Source organism: Arthrobacter sp. 01N444, assembly GCF_056399305.1.
Genome location: NZ_JBFTRB010000028.1, coordinates 1 through 20005, shown reverse-complemented (window position 1 = coordinate 20005; position 20005 = coordinate 1). Strand labels below are relative to the sequence as shown.

The window sequence follows — 20005 nt, the reverse complement described above, 5'->3', positions numbered from 1 at the left end:
GGCATCGCCGGGCGGAACCCGCCTCGCCCAACGCAAAGGGCGGCCCAACCGTTTCCGGTGGGCCGCCCTGTGTGCGCTGCGGCGCTGGTGCAGTGCGGAAGAGTGGACTCAGTAGAAGTGCACCGTGTCCACCAGGTGGGGGAGTTCGCCGCCGTCGAGGTAGGTCCGCAGGTTGCTGCAGAAGCGTTCGGTGATCAGCCGGTTTTCGGCGGCGCTGAGCGCCGAGGTGTGCGGGGACACCATCACCCTGGGGTGGTTCCACAGCGGGCTGTCCTGCGGCAGTGGCTCCACGGCGAAGACATCGAGGCAGGCATAGGAGACCTGGCCGTTGCCCAGGGCCTCCAGAAGCGCCTCTTCATCGACCACGGTGCCGCGGCCCACGTTGACGAAGACTGTTCCGGGCTTCATGGCGGCGAAGACGTCGCGGCTGAAGAGCTTCTCGGTGTACGGCGTGCCGGGCAGGGTATTGACGACGGCATCTGCGGTGCCCAGCAGGCCGGCGAGTCCGTCGTTGTCCGTGACCGTCTCGATCCCGTCGATGGCCTCCACGGTCCGCTTGGTCCCGCTGACGCTCATGCCCAGGGCGCGGGCGATCCGTGCGGTCTCGAGCCCGATCTCGCCGAGTCCGGTGACCACCAGGCGGGAGCCGTTGACCAGGCGGGTGGGGGTGCGGAGCTCGGGCCAGAGCTTGGCCGCCTGGTCGTGGGCCAGCTCGGCGCTGCGCTTGAAGCCGTTGAGGATGCCCAGGACGGCGAACTCGGCGAGCGGCAGGGCGTGCACCCCGGCCGAGGTGGTGACCCTGAACTTCTGCAGCGTCGCGGCGTCCAGCCCCGATGCCTTCACGGCACCGCCGGCGCCGGCCGCCATGGCATGGATCCACTCAAGCCGGGGATTGCTGCCTGCGATCCGGGCGAGGCCTGCCGGGCTTTCGTTGGGGAGCCCGTACAGGACCTGGGCCTTGTTGAGCATGTCCCAGTAGCGCTCTTCCTGCTCCGGCGTCCGGCGGAAGTCCGGGTCACCCGCATGGTCGGCGGGAAAACGTTCCGGCGGCAGGAGCTCGGGGTCGTAGAGGACGGTCACGGACGGATCTACGGCGCGGATGCGGTCCACCAGCTCTGCTTCGAGCGGGACGGCGATCGCGACGGTGGTTTTGGTCGTCATAGTGTTCATCATACTGAATGGAGGCTAGGATGCTGAACAGAATTCCAAGATTAACCACGACGAAGTGAGGCAACGCATGGAGATGGACCGCAGGGAGGCCGGGTTCGTCGGCCTCGGCCTGATGGGCGCGCCGATGGCCGCCAACCTCCTCACGGCGGGATGGACCGTCACGGCCTGGAACCGTTCGCCGGCGGCGCTGGACGCCTTCGAGACCCTGGGCGGCTCGCGCGTGGCCAGGGTCGAGGCGCTCCGCGACCAGCCCGTCATTGTCTTCATGCTGCCGGATCTGTCCGACATTGAGGATGCGAGTGCCGCGCTCCTGGCCGGCTGGACCGCCAGCCCGCCCGCGCCCGGAACCGCCGTCGTGGTGATGAGCAGCGTGTCGCCGGCCGGCGTGCGGTACTTCGGGGCACGGGTCGCGGAGGCGAGCGGGGGCAACGCCGTCGTCGTCGATGCGCCGGTCAGCGGCGGCACCAAAGGCGCGGCGGACGGCACCCTCGCCATCATGGCGGGCGCCAGCGACAGCGACTTCCGCCGGCTCCTGCCGCTCTTTGGCGCGATGGGCAGCACCGTGCGGCGGCTGGGACCGCTGGGATCGGGGTCGCTCGCCAAGGCGTGCAACCAGCTGATCGTGGGAACCACGACGGCGGCGCTCGCCGAGGCCGCGGAGCTCGCCGAACGCTCCGGCATGGAGGTGCCCGCCCTTTACGAGGTGCTCGCGGGCGGACTGGCGGGCAGCCGGGTCCTGGACATCGTGGGCCCACGGCTCGCCGCCAGGGACTACGAGCCCACCGGGCCCGCCAAGTTCATGCACAAGGACCTCTCCTTCGTGCTCGAGAGCGCCGCGGCCGCGGGTGCCGCAGTGCCGATGGCGGCCGCCGGCGCCGAGCTCTACGCTGCCCTGCTGCGCCAGGGGCTGGGGGACCGGGACCTCGCCGTCGTGCGGCAAACCATCGCCAATCTCAGCGACAACGCACGTGACAACCCCAGCGATAAGCCAACAGCCAACACAGCAGCAAAGACCAAATGAGGATCAGTGAACCATGAGTGGACTTTTTGACCTGACCGGGCGTGTGGCCCTGGTGACCGGTTCGAGCCGGGGGATCGGCAACGCCCTGGCCCGGGCCCTGGCCGACGCCGGCGCCACCGTGGTGCTCAACGGCATCAACCCCGAGCGGCTCAAGGCCGCCGAGGCCGCGATGGCCGCGGACTACGCGCCGGGCCGGGTGCACAGCTGCGCCTTCGACGTCACCAGCGACACCGGGGCCGCCCGGGGCATCGCCTGGGTGGAGGAGAACGTCGGCCCGCTGGACATCCTGGTCAACAACGCCGGCATCCAGCACCGGGTGCCGATGCTCGAGCTCGACGTGGCCGACTGGGAACGGGTGATCTCCACGGACCTGACCAGCGCGTTCCTGGTGGGGCGGGAAGCGGCCCGGCACATGATCCCTCGGGGCCGGGGCAAGATCATCAACATCTGCTCGGTCCAGACCGACCTCGCCCGGCCCACCATCGCGCCCTACATCGCGGCGAAGGGCGGTCTGCGGAACCTGACCCGGGCCATGACCGCGGAATGGGCCGCCTCGGGCCTGCAGATCAACGGGATCGCGCCGGGCTACATCCACACCGAGATGACGCAGAACCTCGTCGACGATGAGCAGTTCAACGCCTGGATCCTGGGCCGGACCCCCGCGCACCGCTGGGGGACGGTGCAGGACCTGGCCGGACCCGCCGTGTGGCTGGCCTCCGACGGGTCCGACTTCGTCAACGGCCAGACCATCTTCATCGACGGCGGAATGACGGTGGTGGTCTGATGGGCGGCGTGGCAGCACTTCCGGCCACGGCCGCGGCGGTGGTGGCCCACGCCGCGGGCGACCTGCGGATCGAGGACATCCCCGTGCCCGCGCCGGCGCCCGGTGAAGCCGTCATCGACGTGGCCTTCGGCGGCATCTGCGGCTCCGACCTGCACTACTGGCTGCACGGCGCCGCGGGCGAATCCGTCCTCAAGGCTCCCATGATCCTGGGCCACGAGATCGTGGGGACCGTGATCCGCGCCGCCGCTGACGGCTCCGGGCCGGGGCCCGGCACGGCCGTTGCGGTGCATCCCGCCACGCCGGGCCCGGGCGGCGCCCGGTACCCGGCGGAGCGTCCGAATCTGTCGCCGGGCTGCACGTATCTGGGCAGCGCCGCACGGTTTCCGCACGCGGACGGAGCGTTCAGCCGGTATGTGAACCTGCCGGCCCGGATGCTCCGGCCGCTGCCAGCGGGGCTGGACCTGCGGACCGCGGCACTGGCGGAACCGGCCAGCGTCGCCTGGCACGCCGTGTCGCGCGCCGGCGACGTGGCGGGAAAGACGGCGCTGGTGATCGGCAGCGGTCCCATCGGTGCCCTGGCCGTGGCCGTGCTCAAACGTGCCGGCGCCGGCCGGATCGTGGCCGTGGACATGCACAAGCTGCCGCTGGAGATAGCCCGTGCCGTGGGGGCCGACGCGGTCCTCAAGGGGGACGACGCCGGGGCGATCGCCGCGGTTGAGGCGGACGTCGTCATCGAGTCCTCGGGCAGCCACCAGGGCCTGGCCTCGGCGATCACCGGCGCGGTCCGTGGCGGCAGGGTGGTGATGGTGGGGCTGCTGCCTTCGGGCCCGCAGCCGGTCCTGATCTCCCTGGCCATTACGCGCGAGCTGGAGCTGGTGGGCTCCTTCCGCTTCAATGACGAAATCGATGAGGTCATAGCGGCGCTCGCCGACGGCTCTCTGCGGGTGGACCCCGTGGTGACCCACACCTTTGGCCTGGACCGCGGACTGGAAGCGTTCGAGGTCGCCAGGAACGCGGCTGTTTCGGGGAAGGTGCTGCTGGACTTCAGGCGGGCCCCTGCGTGAGGAGCTCCGCCGTCGGGCCCGGGACGGCCAGTGGCGGGTTAGTGGCGCTCGACCGGGACAAACACCCGCGGCTGGTTCTTCCAGCTCGGCTCCATCTCCGAGATGGTCTCGCGCATGATCCGGTTCGAGGCCTCGCGGGCGGCGGCGGCATCCCCGGCGGCGATGGCCTCGGCGACCTCCACGTGCCAGCGCAGCGCCGTCTCGCGCGGGTGGTCCGGCATCAGGCCGTGGATGGTGCGGCCGGTCAGCGTCTCGGTCACCTGGCCCACCATGTTGGCGAACATCTCGTTGCCCGAGCCGGTCAGCAGCAGGGAATGAAACAGGATGTCCAGCTCGAGGAACCGGGGCACGTCCCCGGCCTGCCCGGCGTCGCGCATGGCGTGCGAGATCTCCACGAGTTCGCGGCGGAGCTCCTCGGGGGCGTTGGCCGCGGCCAGCTCGGCGGCCACGGGCTCGACGGCGGTGCGGAGTTCGGCCAGGGAGCGCAGCTGGGCGCCGCGGCCTTCGCCGGCCAGCCGCCAGCGGATCACGAGCGGGTCGAAGGGGTTCCACCGGTTCGAGGGCAGCACCCGGATGCCGACGCGTTTGATGGTCTCCACCAGGCCCAGGGACTGGAGGACCCGGACCGCCTCCCGGACCACCGAGCGGGAGACCTTGAGTTCGTCCTCAAGGTGCTCGGCAAGCATGACGTGCCCGGCCGGAAGCTCGCCGGCCACGATCCGGGTCCCGAGGTGCTCAATGGCACGGTGGTGGAGGCTGGTTGACATAGTCGTAAGCATAATGCGGTGGGCCCGGTCCGGCCCGACCGGAGGGGCGGACGCCGGTGATCATAGACTGTTTATGACGCGCAGCATTCCGCTCCGTGGGCGCGGCTTTCCCGCGGCCCGCGGAAATACATATGGTTTAAGGACAGCCACAATCCTCAAGAGTGGGTTCCGCCCTCCGCGGCGCAACCTGCCGAGTCCTAGATGAACGTCTGAGACGAATCCCCGTACACGTGGTCTACAGAAATCATCGTGTACAAAAATGAATTGGAGTTTTTGATGTCAGCACACATCGGTGTTACCGGCCTCGCGGTGATGGGGGCCAACCTCGCACGCAACCTGGCCCGGAACGGCTTCACCGTTGCCCTGCACAACCGGTCCGTGGAAAAGACAGACACCCTGCTAGCCAAGTATGGCGATGAGGGTGACTTCGTCCGCACCGAGACCCTCCAGGAACTCGTTGATTCGCTGGAGAAGCCGCGTCGCGTGCTGATCATGGTCAAGGCCGGCAAGCCGGTCGACTCCGTGATCGAGCAGCTCGAGCCGCTGCTGGAAGCGGGCGACATCATCATCGACGCCGGCAACTCGCACTACGAGGACACCCGCCGCCGCGAGGCTGCGCTCGCCAAGAAGGACCTGCACTTCGTCGGCATCGGTGTCTCCGGTGGCGAGGAGGGTGCCCTCAACGGCCCCTCAATCATGCCGGGCGGTTCCAAGGAGTCCTACGACGCCCTCGGCCCGCTGCTGGAAAAGATCGCCGCGCACGTGGACGGCCAGCCCTGCTGCGCCTGGATCGGCACCGACGGCGCCGGCCACTTCGTCAAGATGGTCCACAACGGCATCGAATACGCCGACATGCAGGTCATCGGCGAGGCCTTCGACCTCCTGCGCTCCGGCGCCGGGATCGAACCGGCCGAGCAGGCCAAGATCTTCGAAGAGTGGAACAAGGGCGACCTCGCCTCCTTCCTGATCGAAATCTCCGCCGAGGTCCTCGGCCACGTCGATGCGAAGACCGGCAAGCCGTTCGTCGACGTCGTGGTGGATGCCGCCGGCCAGAAGGGCACCGGCCGCTGGACGGTCATCTCCGCCCTTGAGCTCGGCTCCCCGACGTCGGGCATCGCAGAGTCCGTCTTCGCCCGGGCACTGTCCTCCCAGGCCGAGCAGCGCGTGCTGGCACAGGAGCTGCTGGCCGGCGGCGAGGCCGCCGTCGAGGTCCCCGAGAGCTTTGTCGAGGACGTCCGCCAGGCGCTCTACGCCTCCAAGCTGGTCTCCTACGCCCAGGGACTGGACATGCTCACCTCCGCGGCCAAGGAATACGGCTGGGACCTGAAGCTGGATGAAATCGCCTCGCTGTGGCGCGGCGGCTGCATCATCCGTGCGGAACTGCTCAAGGAGATCACCAAGGCCTACGCCGCTGCGGAGAAGCCGGCCAACCTGCTCTTCGCCCCGGCGTTCACCAAGGCGATCGCCGAAGTCCTCCCGGCCTGGCGCCGGGTGGTGTCCACCGCGGTGCAGCTCGGCATCCCGGTGCCGGTGTTCTCCTCCTCGCTGGCCTACTACGACGGCCTGCGCCGCAAGCGCCTGCCGGCCGCCGTCATCCAGGGCCAGCGTGACCTCTTCGGGGCGCACACCTACGGCCGCGTCGATGCCGAGGGCACGTTCCACACCCTCTGGGGCGAGGACAAGTCTGAGATCGAGGCAGTCGACACCCACTGACCCACCCCGTTCCGACGCGACGGCCGGTACTTTCCAGATACGCTGGGAGGCGCCGGCCGTCCGTGTTTCCGCACCGCTCCGACCCCAGGAGTTCAGCGCCCAAGGAGTTCAACTCATGCCCCAGCCCGTAGCGTTTGTCACCGGTGCCTCCACCGGCATCGGCTTCGAAACCGCGAAAAAGCTTGCCTCGGCCGGCTTCACCGTCTATGCCGGGGCCCGCCGGGTGGAGCTGATGGAGCCGCTGAAGGCATCCGGGGTCAAGGTGGTGGCACTGGACGTGACCGATGAGGCCTCGATGAGCGCCGCCGTCGGGGACGTGCTGGCCGCGCACGGCCGGATCGACGTCCTGGTCAACAACGCCGGCTACGGGACGTACGGTTCGCTCGAGGAGGTCGAGCTGGCTGAGGGCCGGCGGCAGTTCGACGTGAACGTCTTCGGTCTGGCGCGCATGACGCAGCTCGTGATCCCCGCCATGCGGGCCGCCGGTGCGGGCAGGATTATCAACATCTCATCGATCGGCGGCAAGATGTACGAGCCGTTGGGCGCCTGGTACCACGCGACCAAGTTCGCCGTGGAGGGCCTGAGCGATTCGCTGCGGCTCGAGCTCAAGCCGCACGGTATTGATGTGGCCGTCATCGAGCCGGCCGGGACGCAGTCCGAGTGGGGCGCCATTGCGGCGCAGGGGCTGCTGGCCAGCTCCGGAAACGGCCCTTATGCGGCCCAGGCCGAGGTGGTGGCGGCGGCGCTGGGCACCACGGACAACCCCGCAACGTCGTCGCGGCCCGAGCTCGTGGCCGAGGCGATCCTGCACGCAGCGACCGCCCGGCGGCCCAGGACCCGCTACCCGGTGGGTGCCAGCGCCCGCGGGATCCTGCTGCTGCGCCACCTGCTGCCGGACCGGGCGTTCGACGCCGTCCTGTGGAACATCTACAAGCGGTTCCCGGGTGGGGCTGCCTAGATACCGGTTCCGCCGGGAGCCGGTCCAGAGCCTGGTCTAGATCCGGTATTCGATCAGGTACTCGGCCGGGTCGACGGCGGGCTTGGTCTCGCGCTGCGCGTCGCGGTGCCGCCAGGTGGCCGGCACGCCGGTGACGATTGATTCGGCCGGAGCGTCCTTGACCACCACGGCGTTGGCGCCGACGGCGCTGTCCCGGCCGATGGTGATGGGGCCCAGGATCTTGGCGCCCGCGCCGATCACCACACGGTCCTCGATGGTGGGGTGGCGTTTGATCTTGGCGAGTGAGCGGCCGCCGAGGGTCACGCCGTGGTAGATCATGACGTCCTCGCCGATCTCGGCCGTCTCGCCGATGACCACACCCATGCCGTGGTCGATGAAGAAGCGCCGGCCGATGGTCGCGCCGGGGTGGATCTCGATGCCGGTCAGGAACCGGGCGAGCTGGGAGATCAGCCGCGCCGGGAACCGCAGCGCCGGGTTTTGCCACAGCCGGTGCGTCAGGCGGTGGAACCAGATCGCGTGCAGGCCGGAATAGGCGAAGAAGTTCTCAAAAGAACCTCGAGCCGCCGGGTCGTGGGACCGGGCGGCGTCGAGGTCTTCCTTCAGTCTTGCGAAGAAGCTCACAAAGACCTTTCTGGGCAATCGTGGGTCAGCGGACTTAGCCGCGGATGTCGTCGTACAGCACGGTGGAGATGTAGCGCTCACCAAAGTCGCAAACCACAGCAACAATGAGTTTACCGGCGTTCTCCGGACGCTTGGCGAGCTCCAGGGCCGCCCAGACGATGGCGCCGGAGGAGATGCCGCCCAGGATGCCTTCCTTGATGCCGAGTTCGCGCGCCACCCGGACGGAATCTTCCAGCGTGGCGTCGATGACCTCGTCATAGACGTTAGTGTCCAGAATGTCGGGGACGAAGTTCGCGCCGAGGCCCTGGATCTTGTGCGGGCCCGGGGCGCCGCCGTTGAGGATGGCGGAGTCCTTCGGCTCGACGGCCACGATCTGGACCTCCGGCTTGCGTTCCTTCAGGACCTGTCCGACGCCGGTGACGGTGCCGCCGGTGCCGACGCCGGCGACGAAGATGTCCACCTTGCCGTTGGTGTCGGCCCAGACTTCCTCGGCCGTCGTGCGGCGGTGGATCTCCGGGTTGGCCTCATTGGCGAACTGCTGGGCCCAGATGGAGTTCTCCGTGTTGGCCACGATCTCCTGGGCTTTCTCCACGGCGCCGCGCATCCCCTCGGAACCGGGGGTCAGGACAATCTCGGCGCCGTACGCGCGCAGCATGACCCGGCGCTCGGTGGACATGGTTTCCGGCATGGTCAGGATGACCTTGTAACCGCGGGCCGCGCCCACCATGGCCAGCGCGATTCCGGTGTTGCCGGACGTGCCTTCGACGATGGTGCCGCCGGGCTTGAGTGCACCGGACTTCTCGGCGGCGTCAACAATCGCGACGCCGATCCGGTCCTTGACGCTGTTGGCCGGGTTGTAGAACTCCAGCTTGACGGCCACGGTGGCGTCAAGGCCTTCGGTCAGCCGGTTCAGACGGACCAGCGGAGTTCCGCCTACCAGCTGGGTTACATCGTCATAGATCGGTGCCATGTATGTATGCCTGTCTTTGAAGAGGGTTGACTGAGGTCAGCCTAACGAGCGCCTACAGGCCCTAGCTAAGCATTAAGCCATGCAGAGTAATATTTCCTCGCCTTGGCCAGCTTGGGGTTAATGATGACCTGGCAGTAGCCCTGCTCCGGGTATTTGGCGAAGTAGTCCTGGTGGATTTCCTCGGCCACATGGAACTGGGGCAGCCGGCTGACCTCGGTGACGATCGGGTGCCGCCACAGGGCCTGGTTCCGCTCGATCGCCTCCTCGAACAGGATCTTTTCCTCGGTGGTCTCGTAGAACATCGAGGAACGGTACTGGGTTCCGACGTCGTAGCCCTGCCGGTTCAGCGTCGTGGGGTCGTGGAGGGCGAAGAACATGTCCAGGATGACCTCGGCGGGAATGACGTCCTCGTCGAACGTCACTGCCACCACCTCGGCGTGGCCTGTGGTCCCGGAACACACAGAGTAGTAGTCGGGGCTGCGGTCATGGCCTCCGGTGTAGCCCGACACGACCGAGCTGACGCCCTTGGTTTTCTGGTAGACGGCGTCGAGGCACCAGAAGCAGCCTCCGCCGAGGACAAAAGTTCTCATGATCTCTTCAATGGTTCGAGGGCCTCGATGATTCCCCACCCACCTTACGAGAGTGTTACGAGTGACCGGGCCGCCCGCGGATAGGGTAAAAATGGGGGTATGGAACCTGTGAACACCGATGTTTCAGCGGAATCCGACCGCCCTGCTGCCGCCGTCGACGCCGGTACCGGCACCGGGGAGGACACCGGCGCCGCGACGCTGGGCCTGATCCAGCTGGCGGTGGAGGAGCTCTGGCCCGAATCCCTGGCCGAGGACTGGGACGAGGTGGGTCTGGTGGCCGGCCACCCGAACGCCGAGGTGCACCGGGTCATGTTCGCGGTCGATCCGACAATTGACGTGATCGAGGAAGCGATCGACTTCGGTGCCGAGCTGCTCATCACGCACCATCCGCTGCTGCTCAAGGGCGTGACGTCCGTGGCCGCGAATACGGCCAAGGGCAAGGCCGTGCACCGCCTCATCGAGTCCGGGACCGCGCTGCTGACCGTGCACACCAACGGTGACTCCGCCGTCGGGGGCGTTTCCGACGTCCTGGCCGACGCGCTGGGCCTGCAGAACGTGGCCCCGCTGACGCCGGCCGCGAACGGGCTCCCCGAGGAAGGCATCGGCCGCGTCGGTGACCTCGACGAGGTCCTGACGCTGGGTGATTTCGCGGCCCGCGTGTACGGCATCCTGCCCTCGGTGGCCGGCGGCGTGCGTGTCTCGGGGGACCGGGACGGGCTGATCCGGCGGGTGGCTGTCTGCGGCGGCGCCGGCGATTCCCTCTTCGGTGAGGTGCGGGCGAGCAACGCGGACGTCTACGTCACGGCGGACCTGCGGCACCACCCGGCATCGGAAGCCCGGGAGGCGGCGGTCAATGACCGGCCGTACCTGATCGACGTTTCCCACTTCGCCAGCGAATGGCTGTGGCTGCCTGCGGCCGCCGAAGCGCTGGGCAATGTGCTCACCGACCAGGGCCACGATGTCGAGATCCGGGTCAGCACCACCAACAGCGACCCGTGGGACTTCATTCTGACTCCGGGCTAAGCCTGGCGTGCGAGGGGCCCCGGGTGAGCGTAGCGAGGCCGGGGGGTACGCTAGGCGCTAGAGTCTAAGGAGCGCCGAGACGGTGCCCGGCTTCGGCCGGATTGGATTTAGCGGAGGTAAATAGTGGCCAAGGCAGCACCGGCGGAACAGTTGAAGTTGCTCGAATTGCAGGGACTCGATGCCAAGCTCAAGTCCTTGTCCAACCGCCGGCGAAGCCTTGAAAGCGATTCCCGCATCACGGACCTGGAAGCCGCCCTCAGCGTGGCCAACGGTGAGCTCGGTGCCGCCAAGGTGGCCGTCCACGATGCTGAACTGGAGCTCAAACGCTCAGAGGCCGACGTCGAGCAGGTCGCCTCCCGGATCGAACGCGACGAGGCCAGGCTCAACAGCGGCACGGGGCTGTCCAAGGACCTCGTCGCCCTGCAGCGGGACCTCGTCTCCCTGAACAAGCGCCGCTCGGACCTCGAGGACGTGGAGCTCGAAGTCCTCGAACGGCTCGACTCGCTCCGCGCCCGCCAGGCGGCCCAGCAGCAGATTGTCGACGACATCCAGGGCTCCTTCGGCTCCATCCGTGCCGAGCTGGACGAGCAGCTGGCCGAGATCGCCGCCGAAGCCACGGTGGTGCGCGGGCAGCGTGCCGAGTTCGCCGCCGGACTCGACGCCGGCATGCTCGCCGTCTACGAGAAGACCCTGGCCAAGCGTGGCGTCGGCGCTGCCCGGCTCTTCCACGGCACCTCGGAAGGCTCCGGCATGCACCTGAGCCCGGGCGACCTGGCCGAGATTAAGGCCGCGGCCGAGGACGACATCGTGTTCTGCCCGGACTCCGGCTGCATCCTGGTCCGCTCGGCCGAGTGGGCCTAAGCGGTTCCTAGCCCGGCAGGATGATGTTCAGGGTGTGCGGCTTCCGGGCCGTGCCCTCAACGAGTTCCGCAACCCACTTCTCCGCCGCCGCCTTCTGCAGCTGCGCCGGGGTTTGGGGCGCCTTGCCCCGGCGGCTGAGCAAATGCCGTGCCAGTTCGCCCCGGGTGTGCTTGGCAAAGTGGCTGACCACCTTGCGCACGCCGGCGGTCTCGGTGAAGACGTTCACGGCCACCGTCTGTTCCGGCGGGGGAGTCCACGCCGCGGCGTAGGTGCTGGACCGGCAATCCACTAACAGCTCACCCGTAGTGGCCGCCGCCAGGGCGTCGTTCAGTTGCGGCTTCCAGAATGAGGCGAGCCGTCCGACGTCGGGCAGCGAAGTCCCCATCGACAGCCGGTAGGCGGGCACGCGGTCGGCGAAGCGGATGGCGCCCCACAGGGCGGAGACCACCAGCACCGATTCGTCGGCCTTCCTCCGCTGTGCCGGGGTCAGCGTGTTGTAGCCGAGGGCGTCAAAGAGCACCCCGGAATACACCTGGTGGGCCGGGGCAGCAGGTTCCGCGTGCAGCCGTGTATTGCGTTCGACGTCGGCGCTCAGTGAAGCGCCGACGCCCAGCAGCGCCAGCGCGTCCTCGTGGGCGCTGACGGTGCCGAGCGCCTCCAGGACCTTGGCGCGGGAGCTGTTGAGGGCGGGAAAGCTCAAGGCGCCCCAGTCGGCGGCGTCCCCGCGCACAGCGGGAGTCTTGCCCTCGGAGGGCGGCAACAGAATTAGCACCGTACGATCCTACCGGCGGCGCGTGCCGTGGGTTCCGCGATAATAGGTCTGGCGGTCGGGGCTACGCGGCCTTGATCGGTGGTGCCGGGGTCGTTGTCGGTGCCTCTGGCGCCGCCGGCGCCGTCATCGCCGTCTTGGCCACATGGTCCTCGCGTGCCAGGAAAGCGGCCAGTTCGGCGATGGTGCTCATCAGGGGCGCCGGGAAGACGACGGTTGAGTTCTTGTCCACCCCGATCTCCACAAGGGACTGAAGATTCCGCAACTGCAGGGCGACCGGGTGGGCCATCATCGTGTCAGATGCCGCGCCGAGCGCCACGGCGGCGATCGCCTCTCCTTCGGCCGAAATGATCTTGGCCCGCTTCTCCCGCTCGGCCTCCGCCTGCCGGGCCATCGCCCGCTTCATGCTCTCCGGGAGCTGGATGTCCTTGAGTTCGACGAGCGTCACTTCGACACCCCATTCCAGGGTCATCGCGTCCAGGATTATCCGAATGTCGCTGTTGATGCGCTCAGTCTCCGACAGCGTCTGGTCCAGGCTGTGGCGGCCGACCACTTTCCGCAGGGTGGTCTGGGCGATCTGGTTGATGGCCGCGGCCACGTCTTCGATCGCCACGACGGACTTCACGGAGTCGATCACCCGGTAATACGCCACTGCCGAGATATCGACGCTGACGTTGTCCTGGGTGATGATGCCCTGTGACTGGATCGGCATTGTCACGATCCGCAGGCTCACCAGCTGAAGCCGGTCCACCACCGGGATGATGAACCGCAGGCCGGGCATCCGTACCGCGACCACCCGGCCCAGGCGGAACAGGACGCCCTGTTCGTACTGGCGCACAATCTTGATCGACATCTTGGCGAGAATAGCCACTAGGACAATGGCCAACAGCCAGATGATGATGGCGGTCCAGTTCATCGGGATCACTCTTCCTTGACTAGCAGGAACCCTGCTTAAATTCTCCCACCGGCAGCCCCGAAAGGCCGCGGTGCGGCTGTGCCGGCCGGGAGAACGTAGAATGAACAGCGGATGGGTTGACCAGGCGGCCGCGCGTCACGCAAGTGGCTCGAGGAACGTCCGGGCTCCGCAGAGCAGGGTGGTGGGTAACGCCCACTCGGGGTGACCCGCAGGCCAGTGCCACAGAGAACAGACCGCCTGCGTGGGGCGTGTGCTTGCACAGGCCGCAGGGCAGGTAAGGGTGAAACGGTGGTGTAAGAGACCACCAGCTTCCCGGGTGACCGGGAAGGCTAGGTAAACCCCACCCGGAGCAAGGCCAGACAGGACACGTTTGAGGGCTGCTCGCCCGAGTGTTCGGGTAGGCCGCTGGAGGGCGTCGGCAACGGCGTCCGTAGATGGATGGTCGCTACTCCCGCGCCGGCAACAGCGCGGGAACACAGAACCCGGCGTATCGGTCAACCCATCCACCCAAACTGGCGTTTCCCCGCGTGTTTCCGGGGATATTCGGCCCTGTCGAGGGCTTTTTGACCCTTCGCTTTAGGTTCGATTTGATCGGATTTGATGGGGTCTGGATGGGCTGGTTGCCCCTCATTTGCCCCTGAGATTATTCCCCGGCTGGCAGGAATCCTGGCAGCCTGTGGGCCCACCGGACGGGGCGCAGTTTTTCGGGGCAGCGCCGGTATTCTTCGATGTCCCATTCGGAGTCGGTGACCAGGCGGACGTTGCCGGCGGGGATCCATGCCCAGTGCGCGTGGTCGCCGTCGTCAGCCCAGGACACGAGGACGTAAGACGGGTTCCAGCGTTCCGCGACCGCGTAGACGTCGACCGTGCTGCCGCCGGCCAGGGGGACGCTCGCCATTACCTTCGGGTAGTTCCCGTACTCCCACGAGCGGGACTCCTCTGCCGGGTGCCCGGGGTCTGGGCGGAGGTACTCGTGGGTTTCCCCGTCGAGGGTGAACGCTGCACAATCGTACTTAGCTGAAGACCCACGACGAGGCAAAGGAGCCGGGCGCATGGCACCAGAGGAATCGTTCCATCGCATCATCACGAACGTTGAGGAGCTGGACGAGCTTCGGGCCGGCGCTGTGGTCCGTGATGGAAGCGACGAGTCTCCCACCGTTTACGAGTGCCAGGAGACCGGAGACTTCATGCCCGCTGGGTCGGACCACATTTTGACGAGTGCCGAGATCCAGCTCCCCGCGACTGTGCTGGACGAGGGCTCGGAAGTTGTTCCGGACGAAGATCGCGAGCTATCGGACAACGCGGTGCAGAGCTTTGACCCACCGGTTGAATAACACACAACTGACTTAAACACGGATAGCCCCCACCTTCCGGAGAGGATGGGGGGCATATCCAGTCAATGGGGAGTTGAGATTTAAACCCATTTCCATCGGTCGAGGTGAGCTTGGGACAGTCCGCGGTTTGGAATGTTCATCCAGATCTCCGGGACGGACCCAGTGTCGATGGCCACTCCTCCGCGGGACTTGATCACGTGGCAATAGTGTTTTGCCAAGAGCCCGCCGGACACCAGGTAAGGCATTCCCGCCTTGATCGGCGCGATACTGTCAACGATCTTATGGAACACGTCCGGGTAGTGCTGCGAATTCTTACGATCCGCAAGCTTCATGAACACGGCCTGCTTGGGTATCACATGCTCGACCACGTTGCCGATGCGGAACCGCTGCTTCATTAGTGTGCCGAGTTCCGGGTAGCTACTGATCACTCCAACAGCCTCCCGCCCAGCGAAGATCTTCTCGTAATGCCCTAGGAGCTGGCGGTTCAACCACGGTGAAGCGATCTTGTAAGCGCCTCCCCTGGCAGCGACCTTGAGGGCGACTGTCCGATTACCTACCGCCGCACGGACGTCCAGGTCCTCCAGTGGAGTGACGTATCCCCTGGCTATGGCTTCTGGTTCTGGCACTCCGAGAACATCGGACGAGTCGATGGCCTGGAGCATCATGTTGAGAAACGCTTCGTCGTCCTGCGGAACTACGGAGCCTTCGCCGAAGTGAATGAAGGAGATGCGATCGAGGATGTAGTGCTTGAGGGCCGGGTACTCATCGAAATCAAAGAGGCAGTTGCCCTCACCATCACCCATTCGCACCATGCTGAAAGGGGTCTCGCTGTTTATAGCTTCGGTGATCCGGCGGGCTACTGACGTTGGGCCCTCGGTGCGGGACAGCGATCCTGCGCCTCCCTCGCGGGCGAACAGGCTTTGAAGTTTTTGCGCGGGATTGGCTGCCGTGAATCTGTCGTATTCGTTGGCTGCCTCCCCAGAGGGGGGTGACCATTTGTTGCCGCCTAGAACCACTTGAGACTTCGCTTTCTACCCTGCCCGTCGTCACCCGCCGGGTTTTCTGTAGGCCAGCGTAGCGGGCAGTAGCCTCTGGGCGGCGCGGGGCCCTGGACGCCATAGGCCGGCACGCAAAAGGGGCCCCACCCTCCGAAGAGGATGGGGGCCTTTGGCTCATGCTTTGTCAGGTGCCAGCCATGGGGCGAGGCGGCGGATCAGGAACGCGAAAGCGGTACGGATGGTCGCCCGCCACGGGTAGGCCGTCTTGGCGGATGCCGAGGCGCTTCGGCAAACCAATTATGCTGGTCCGTGCCCATGTCTGTGATCAGACGAAACTAGAGCGGGAGTATTTGATTGCGAGAATCTCGTATTGAGTTTTGGCCCGAGCGCACGCCCCAAGCTTCAATCGCCTTCCTCACGATGGCTAGGGACGAAAGCTTCATGATGAAAGCCTGGATTGAGAACGGGCTCCGCATTTGCCCAGAAGCCGAGTTCTTTGTCCTCGACCACGGCTCTACGCCAGATCTCAGCGACATGCTCTCCGAGTTCATCGTGGACCGGGGGGTGAAGGTCAACTTCACAAAGATCCCACCGGTGCCGTTCGATGATGAATTCAAGGCAATGGCACTGACGAGTTTCGCCAAGATCCTGCTGCAGTGCTTTGAGATCGTGGTGACGACTGATTGTGATGAACTGCTGGTTGGACTGGGTCTACGCGATACTGAAGTGCTCGAAAAGCTTCGGTCGATTGAAGGCATCGCCGCCCCTATTGGCTTTGAGGTAGTGCACCACATCGCCCGCGAGCAGCCCTTTGACTCTCTCAAGCCCATCGAGTTGCAGCGGGCTTACGGTTTCTTGACGTCCGCATACACGAAGCCCGTCATCTGGAAGAAGCGTTCAGAGTTTGGCGCTGGCCTGCACTCTGTCCGCGACGACTTTTCCTATGAGCCGACGCTTGGATTGCTCCACCTCAGGAGCGTGGATGCTGCTGTCTCAGATCAGCGGGCGGAGGACCGTCGAGGTTACACGCTCTCCGCAGGGCAGATCGACTCCGGGCGAGGAAGGCATTGGGGCCGGGCAGCAGAGCAGAGGGCTGACTTCTTCGCGAGGCTGGACTCGACGCAGAGCATTCCGGCGTACCAGGACGAGTTCCCTGCCTTCTACGGGAATGTTGTGGAGGACCACAAGAAGAATGGCGGCGGCTTCTACGGGCACAACATCAGACTGACCTCCGGCTACTGCAATATTGGAGAGCTCTTGTACGTACAGTCGGATGTTCCGGAGAAGATCGCTACCTGAGCCGACGTCTGCGTCAGCCGTGCGATTGCTGTACTGGACCAACGCACGGAAGCGCCCCACCCAGTGAAGGTTGGGGCGCTCTGCGCGGGTGCTAGTCGCCGTCCTGCGGCGTGAACCAGCGGAGCACGCGGTATTTGCGCAGCCACTCGTTGACGCCGGGGACGGCTAGGACTCTAGTCACGATGGCTGTCAGCGCGGTCGCGGCGAGCAGTGTCCCGTTCAAGCCGAGGAAGACCCAGCCGGGAAGGTAGACGCGGTAAGGCTCCAGCGCGCCCATCATGGCGAGCAGGACGCCGTTGAGCAGCGGGAACAAACCGACGACGGCGGCCAGGACCGTGCGGAGGACAGCGGAGCCCGGGTTGCGCTCCTGCGTGGCCAGGGGGGTCGCTTCGTGGTCGCCCATCACTTCACCAGCCTTTTCGCGAGTTCGTCGGCGACTTCGTTTGCGATGCTGGCCGGGATGATGCCGGCCAGCGCATCGACCACAGCCGTGGCGTCCGTGGCGCCGGGCTTGATCGCCTGGACGAGCTTCACGATGTAGCCTCCGTCGTCCTTGTTCAGAGTCTTCCCGAGGGCTTCCATGACCGCCGCGTGCTGGGCGTCCCGCATGTTGTTCATGTAGGCGCCATCCTTGGCGTTGAGCACGTCGACGTCGTGCACGCGCCCGTTGATCCGGTCCGCGGCGTCGAGGATCCGCTTCTGTTCTTCGTCTGAGAGTGCCATGAAGATGTCTCCTTGTTCGGTGGTGCCTTGTGCGGCGAGTCCGGTGCGGGGGCGGATGATGCCCAGCAGGCCCCGGCGGGGCAGGTGCTGGATCGTAGTGGGGCCGGTCGTCCACTGCGGGTACGGGTTGCCCGGCTGGGATGGGGTGCTGTTCTGGCTGATGCAGAGCAGCTGCGCGCCGAGGTCGCGGACGGCGACGGCGGTGTGCGTCTTGGGGAACCAGACCGAGTAGCTGTCGTCCCAGACGAGGATGTCCCCACCCAAGACCGTGGCGGACGGCGGCAGCAGCTCGTAGGCGGCGGCGATCTCCGCGGACTGCGGGAAGGCGTCCACCATGTTCCCGGCCCAGCCCGGCCAGCTGCCCTTGCCGCCGGTGCTGATCTTCGGAAGACCGACATAGCGGGACCAGTTCGCCGGGATGTCCCAGCACTGCGCCCCGAGGCCCTGGTTCTCCGGGTTCCAGTCCTCGTTGATGTAGCGCCCCTGCACCTGCGGCATCCAGTTCGTCAGGGCCGTTCCGATGTCGATCATGGCTTGTCCTTCTCGGGTGGTGGTTTCTTGAGGGTCGGCCAGGGGCGCAGCTTGTCCTCGGGGACGCCGAGCTCGAGGAGGTCCCGGCGCAGCCCGGATGCGTATTCCTGGATGAGGCGCCGGTTGTGCGCTTCGAGGTCCGCGGTTGCGTCGGCTTTGGCGGCCTCGGCCCACGCCTCCTTCCGCTGCTCTTTCATGCCCATGTTGCGGATGCGTTCCCGGCCGGCGGTGCCGTTCAGGTGCTTGCCGACGCCGGTCGCGATGACCGTTAGGAACGTGAAGAAACCTGCCGAACTGAGGACCGCGGCCCATATCTGCTGGGTGGAGTCCATGCAGGCCTACTTTTCGGGATCGTAAGAAGAGTGGCTGGTCTTGAGGAAGCGAACGAGGAACAGCATGACTCTGTCCTACACGACAGTCGACAGGATCCTTGCCGGCACGTACACATCACGTCCGAGCCGCAAGACCCTGGAAGCCCTCGCGAAACTATCAGGAGTACCAGTGGCAGATGTTTACAGAGCCGCGAAGGAGGAGCTGCCGCAAGCACGACTTGCCGACCAGCTACCTCCAGACGTCAATAGCCTCACCCCCGAACAGCGGAAAGTGATCATCGACATAGCCCGCGTCTTCCTCAAAGAAAACCGAACCATCCACCAACTCGAAACCGAGCTCGCCGGCACCACCCAGGACGACTACCGCCTGGCCGCACGCGAACCGGACAATGAGATCGGGCTCGACCAGTTGCCCGAAGAACCCTAAGGACCACCCATGGCAGAAGGAACAGCGCTCCGGACACTCATCCGAAACCTCCGGGGCGAACGCAACAACGTCGAACTCTCACGCGATTGCGGCGGCATCCCCACCCAGTCCCGGCTGCAGCAAATCTCCACATCACCGATCAAGCTCTTCCCGGACCCCGACACCATCCGTGGCCTCGCCCGCGGCCTCAACGTCAGCGTCAGCGAAGTCATCGGCGCCTGCGCCAAAGCCCTCGGCCTCAACGTTGGCGGCCCGGACGAATCCGCTCTGCTCCTCTCCGGGGCCCGCGAACTCCCCGAATCCTCACAGCAGGTCATCATCACCCTCTCCCGAGAAATGCAGCGCCTGGCCGAGCAGGCAAAGGCCAGCCACTAATACTGTCGGCACCCTCGCGTAGGTTCTTCCCCTATGGGGTTTGAGCTGAAGGCGGAAGAGATGGGCGTGAAAATTATGCCCGGATACCCGCCTCGCGGCTGGTGGGGGAGCTACGACCCTGACCGCCACCGCATCATGTACCGACCCGATCTGGGCTACATCCAACGCCGCTCCACCGTCTGGCACGAACTCGGCCACGCCTACTATGGACACGTCGGGTGCACGCCCCGGCAAGAGCGCCAAGCCCGCATGTGGGCTGCCCGGCACCTCATCCGTCCGGCCGCCTTCGTTGAGGCAGCCCGCATCACGGATGACCTCGTCAGCATCGCCCACCGGCTCAACGTCATGCCCGAAGACGTCCGCCACTTCGAGCAGTCCCTCACCCTCGAGGAGCTCATCCACCTCCGCAAACAAATAGATGGGAGCCACCATGACTGAGCACGACCAGCAGATCCTGCGCCTCGCCGTGGCGCCGTTCAAATACCCGGCCGCCCGGGAGCGCCAGGCCCGTGAAGAATTCGACCTGTCCGGGGTCCGCTTCTGGCAGGAAGTCAACCGGATCCTCGGCATGCCCGAAGCCCACGCCTGGGACCCGCACACCGTCGCACGACTGATATGTAGTTGGCGTCTGTCAAGGGCGTGGCGAAGCGGTCCCGGGCTGGGTTGTCCGGGACCGCTTCCTTTTGGGTGGCCGGGAGGCGTTTGGTGTGTGGTCAGCGTGTCGTTGGCGACGGCGCGGTCAGACTGATATGCGCGGGT

General features: G+C 66.2%; 25 protein-coding genes and 1 other RNA gene. 14 read left to right on the top strand and 12 right to left on the bottom strand.

Annotation, left to right across the window (positions count from 1 at the left end; genetic code table 11):
• Positions 1-108: 108 nt before the first annotated feature.
• Positions 109-1173: a D-2-hydroxyacid dehydrogenase gene (locus AC1DKN_RS20795; RefSeq protein ID WP_476872384.1), complete on the bottom strand. Its 1065-nt coding sequence runs from the start codon at positions 1171-1173 to the stop codon at positions 109-111.
• A 64-nt stretch (positions 1174-1237) separates the two neighbouring features.
• Between AC1DKN_RS20795 and AC1DKN_RS20790 the strand changes: the two genes are divergently transcribed.
• The 3 genes from AC1DKN_RS20790 to AC1DKN_RS20780 are packed head-to-tail and all read left to right on the top strand — an operon-like array spanning position 1238 to position 4039.
• Positions 1238-2191, top strand: a complete 954-nt coding sequence (locus AC1DKN_RS20790) for an NAD(P)-dependent oxidoreductase (protein ID WP_476872386.1) — start codon at positions 1238-1240, stop codon at positions 2189-2191.
• Positions 2192-2204: 13 nt separating this feature from the next.
• Positions 2205-2975 (top strand): SDR family oxidoreductase, encoded by a 771-nt coding sequence (locus AC1DKN_RS20785; RefSeq protein ID WP_079554757.1) that lies wholly within the window; start codon positions 2205-2207, stop codon positions 2973-2975.
• Positions 2975-4039: an L-idonate 5-dehydrogenase gene (locus tag AC1DKN_RS20780; RefSeq protein WP_476872383.1), complete on the top strand. Its 1065-nt coding sequence runs from the start codon at positions 2975-2977 to the stop codon at positions 4037-4039. The genes AC1DKN_RS20785 and AC1DKN_RS20780 overlap by 1 nt, the downstream gene beginning before the upstream one ends.
• Positions 4040-4077: 38 nt before the next feature.
• Here the strand turns inward: AC1DKN_RS20780 and AC1DKN_RS20775 are convergent, their stop codons facing one another.
• Positions 4078-4806 carry a FadR/GntR family transcriptional regulator gene (locus AC1DKN_RS20775; protein ID WP_028277812.1) on the bottom strand — a complete coding sequence of 243 codons (729 nt, stop codon included), beginning with the start codon at positions 4804-4806 and terminating at the stop codon, positions 4078-4080.
• 276 nt (positions 4807-5082) lie between these two features.
• Between AC1DKN_RS20775 and gndA the strand changes: the two genes are divergently transcribed.
• Together gndA and AC1DKN_RS20765 are read left to right on the top strand one after the other, a co-directional pair.
• The gene (gene gndA, locus AC1DKN_RS20770) at positions 5083-6519 is read left to right on the top strand and encodes an NADP-dependent phosphogluconate dehydrogenase (RefSeq protein WP_018773415.1); all 1437 of its coding nucleotides are present in this window, start codon (positions 5083-5085) and stop codon (positions 6517-6519) included.
• A gap of 115 nt (positions 6520-6634) precedes the next feature.
• Positions 6635-7477 (top strand): oxidoreductase, encoded by an 843-nt coding sequence (locus AC1DKN_RS20765; protein ID WP_476872382.1) that lies wholly within the window; start codon positions 6635-6637, stop codon positions 7475-7477.
• A gap of 36 nt (positions 7478-7513) precedes the next feature.
• Here the strand turns inward: AC1DKN_RS20765 and epsC are convergent, their stop codons facing one another.
• The 3 genes from epsC to msrA all read right to left on the bottom strand — a co-directional run bounded on the left by epsC (position 7514) and on the right by msrA (position 9658).
• Entirely contained in the window at positions 7514-8098 is a 585-nt protein-coding gene (gene epsC / locus AC1DKN_RS20760) for a serine O-acetyltransferase EpsC (protein WP_018773413.1), read from the bottom strand.
• Between the two features lie 34 nt (positions 8099-8132).
• Complete coding sequence (cysK, locus tag AC1DKN_RS20755) at positions 8133-9068, bottom strand: cysteine synthase A (RefSeq protein ID WP_459385078.1); 936 nt, start codon at positions 9066-9068, stop codon at positions 8133-8135.
• A 65-nt stretch (positions 9069-9133) separates the two neighbouring features.
• The gene (msrA, locus tag AC1DKN_RS20750; RefSeq protein WP_476848984.1) at positions 9134-9658 is read right to left on the bottom strand and encodes a peptide-methionine (S)-S-oxide reductase MsrA; all 525 of its coding nucleotides are present in this window, start codon (positions 9656-9658) and stop codon (positions 9134-9136) included.
• A 99-nt stretch (positions 9659-9757) separates the two neighbouring features.
• Here msrA and AC1DKN_RS20745 point away from each other — a divergent pair, with 99 nt between their 5' ends.
• On the top strand, positions 9758-10681 hold the full coding sequence (locus AC1DKN_RS20745; protein ID WP_476858298.1) for a Nif3-like dinuclear metal center hexameric protein: 924 nt from the start codon (positions 9758-9760) through the stop codon (positions 10679-10681).
• Positions 10682-10804: 123 nt separating this feature from the next.
• Positions 10805-11542: a zinc ribbon domain-containing protein gene (locus tag AC1DKN_RS20740; protein WP_476872381.1), complete on the top strand. Its 738-nt coding sequence runs from the start codon at positions 10805-10807 to the stop codon at positions 11540-11542.
• 7 nt (positions 11543-11549) lie between these two features.
• On the opposite strand, the gene AC1DKN_RS20735 is transcribed toward AC1DKN_RS20740, so the two are convergent.
• A complete protein-coding gene (locus AC1DKN_RS20735) occupies positions 11550-12314 on the bottom strand; it encodes a YaaA family protein (protein WP_476872380.1) in 765 nt (254 codons plus the stop codon).
• A 61-nt stretch (positions 12315-12375) separates the two neighbouring features.
• Positions 12376-13227, bottom strand: coding sequence for a slipin family protein (locus AC1DKN_RS20730; protein ID WP_476872379.1), 852 nt, complete (start codon positions 13225-13227; stop codon positions 12376-12378).
• Positions 13228-13339: 112 nt separating this feature from the next.
• Here AC1DKN_RS20730 and rnpB point away from each other — a divergent pair.
• Positions 13340-13733: RNase P RNA component class A (gene rnpB, locus AC1DKN_RS20725), an RNA gene on the top strand.
• A gap of 137 nt (positions 13734-13870) precedes the next feature.
• Here rnpB and AC1DKN_RS20720 read toward each other — a convergent pair.
• The gene (locus AC1DKN_RS20720; protein ID WP_476872378.1) at positions 13871-14125 is read right to left on the bottom strand and encodes a hypothetical protein; all 255 of its coding nucleotides are present in this window, start codon (positions 14123-14125) and stop codon (positions 13871-13873) included.
• A 154-nt stretch (positions 14126-14279) separates the two neighbouring features.
• On the opposite strand from AC1DKN_RS20720, the gene AC1DKN_RS20715 reads away from it, so the two are divergent.
• Positions 14280-14561 (top strand): hypothetical protein, encoded by a 282-nt coding sequence (locus tag AC1DKN_RS20715; protein ID WP_476872377.1) that lies wholly within the window; start codon positions 14280-14282, stop codon positions 14559-14561.
• 80 nt (positions 14562-14641) lie between these two features.
• On the opposite strand, the gene AC1DKN_RS20710 is transcribed toward AC1DKN_RS20715, so the two are convergent.
• Positions 14642-15577: a GT-D fold domain-containing protein gene (locus AC1DKN_RS20710; RefSeq protein WP_476872376.1), complete on the bottom strand. Its 936-nt coding sequence runs from the start codon at positions 15575-15577 to the stop codon at positions 14642-14644.
• A gap of 423 nt (positions 15578-16000) precedes the next feature.
• On the opposite strand from AC1DKN_RS20710, the gene AC1DKN_RS20705 reads away from it, so the two are divergent.
• Positions 16001-16858, top strand: coding sequence for a hypothetical protein (locus AC1DKN_RS20705; RefSeq protein ID WP_476872375.1), 858 nt, complete (start codon positions 16001-16003; stop codon positions 16856-16858).
• 91 nt (positions 16859-16949) lie between these two features.
• On the opposite strand, the gene AC1DKN_RS20700 is transcribed toward AC1DKN_RS20705, so the two are convergent.
• The 3 genes from AC1DKN_RS20700 to AC1DKN_RS20690 are packed head-to-tail and all read right to left on the bottom strand — an operon-like array spanning position 16950 to position 18444.
• A complete protein-coding gene (locus AC1DKN_RS20700) occupies positions 16950-17261 on the bottom strand; it encodes a hypothetical protein (RefSeq protein WP_476872374.1) in 312 nt (103 codons plus the stop codon).
• Positions 17261-18112 (bottom strand): hypothetical protein, encoded by an 852-nt coding sequence (locus AC1DKN_RS20695; RefSeq protein WP_476872373.1) that lies wholly within the window; start codon positions 18110-18112, stop codon positions 17261-17263. The genes AC1DKN_RS20700 and AC1DKN_RS20695 overlap by 1 nt, the downstream gene beginning before the upstream one ends.
• Positions 18109-18444 carry a hypothetical protein gene (locus AC1DKN_RS20690; protein WP_476872372.1) on the bottom strand — a complete coding sequence of 112 codons (336 nt, stop codon included), beginning with the start codon at positions 18442-18444 and terminating at the stop codon, positions 18109-18111. The genes AC1DKN_RS20695 and AC1DKN_RS20690 overlap by 4 nt, the downstream gene beginning before the upstream one ends.
• Before the next feature lie 64 nt (positions 18445-18508).
• Between AC1DKN_RS20690 and AC1DKN_RS20685 the strand changes: the two genes are divergently transcribed.
• From AC1DKN_RS20685 to AC1DKN_RS20670, 4 genes are read left to right on the top strand one after another with little or no spacing between them, the layout of a single operon-like run.
• On the top strand, positions 18509-18871 hold the full coding sequence (locus AC1DKN_RS20685; RefSeq protein WP_476872371.1) for a hypothetical protein: 363 nt from the start codon (positions 18509-18511) through the stop codon (positions 18869-18871).
• Between the two features lie 9 nt (positions 18872-18880).
• Complete coding sequence (locus AC1DKN_RS20680; protein ID WP_476872370.1) at positions 18881-19246, top strand: hypothetical protein; 366 nt, start codon at positions 18881-18883, stop codon at positions 19244-19246.
• Between the two features lie 33 nt (positions 19247-19279).
• The gene (locus AC1DKN_RS20675) at positions 19280-19684 is read left to right on the top strand and encodes an ImmA/IrrE family metallo-endopeptidase (protein ID WP_476872369.1); all 405 of its coding nucleotides are present in this window, start codon (positions 19280-19282) and stop codon (positions 19682-19684) included.
• Complete coding sequence (locus AC1DKN_RS20670) at positions 19677-19994, top strand: DUF3263 domain-containing protein (RefSeq protein WP_476872368.1); 318 nt, start codon at positions 19677-19679, stop codon at positions 19992-19994. The genes AC1DKN_RS20675 and AC1DKN_RS20670 overlap by 8 nt, the downstream gene beginning before the upstream one ends.
• Positions 19995-20005 lie beyond the last annotated feature (11 nt).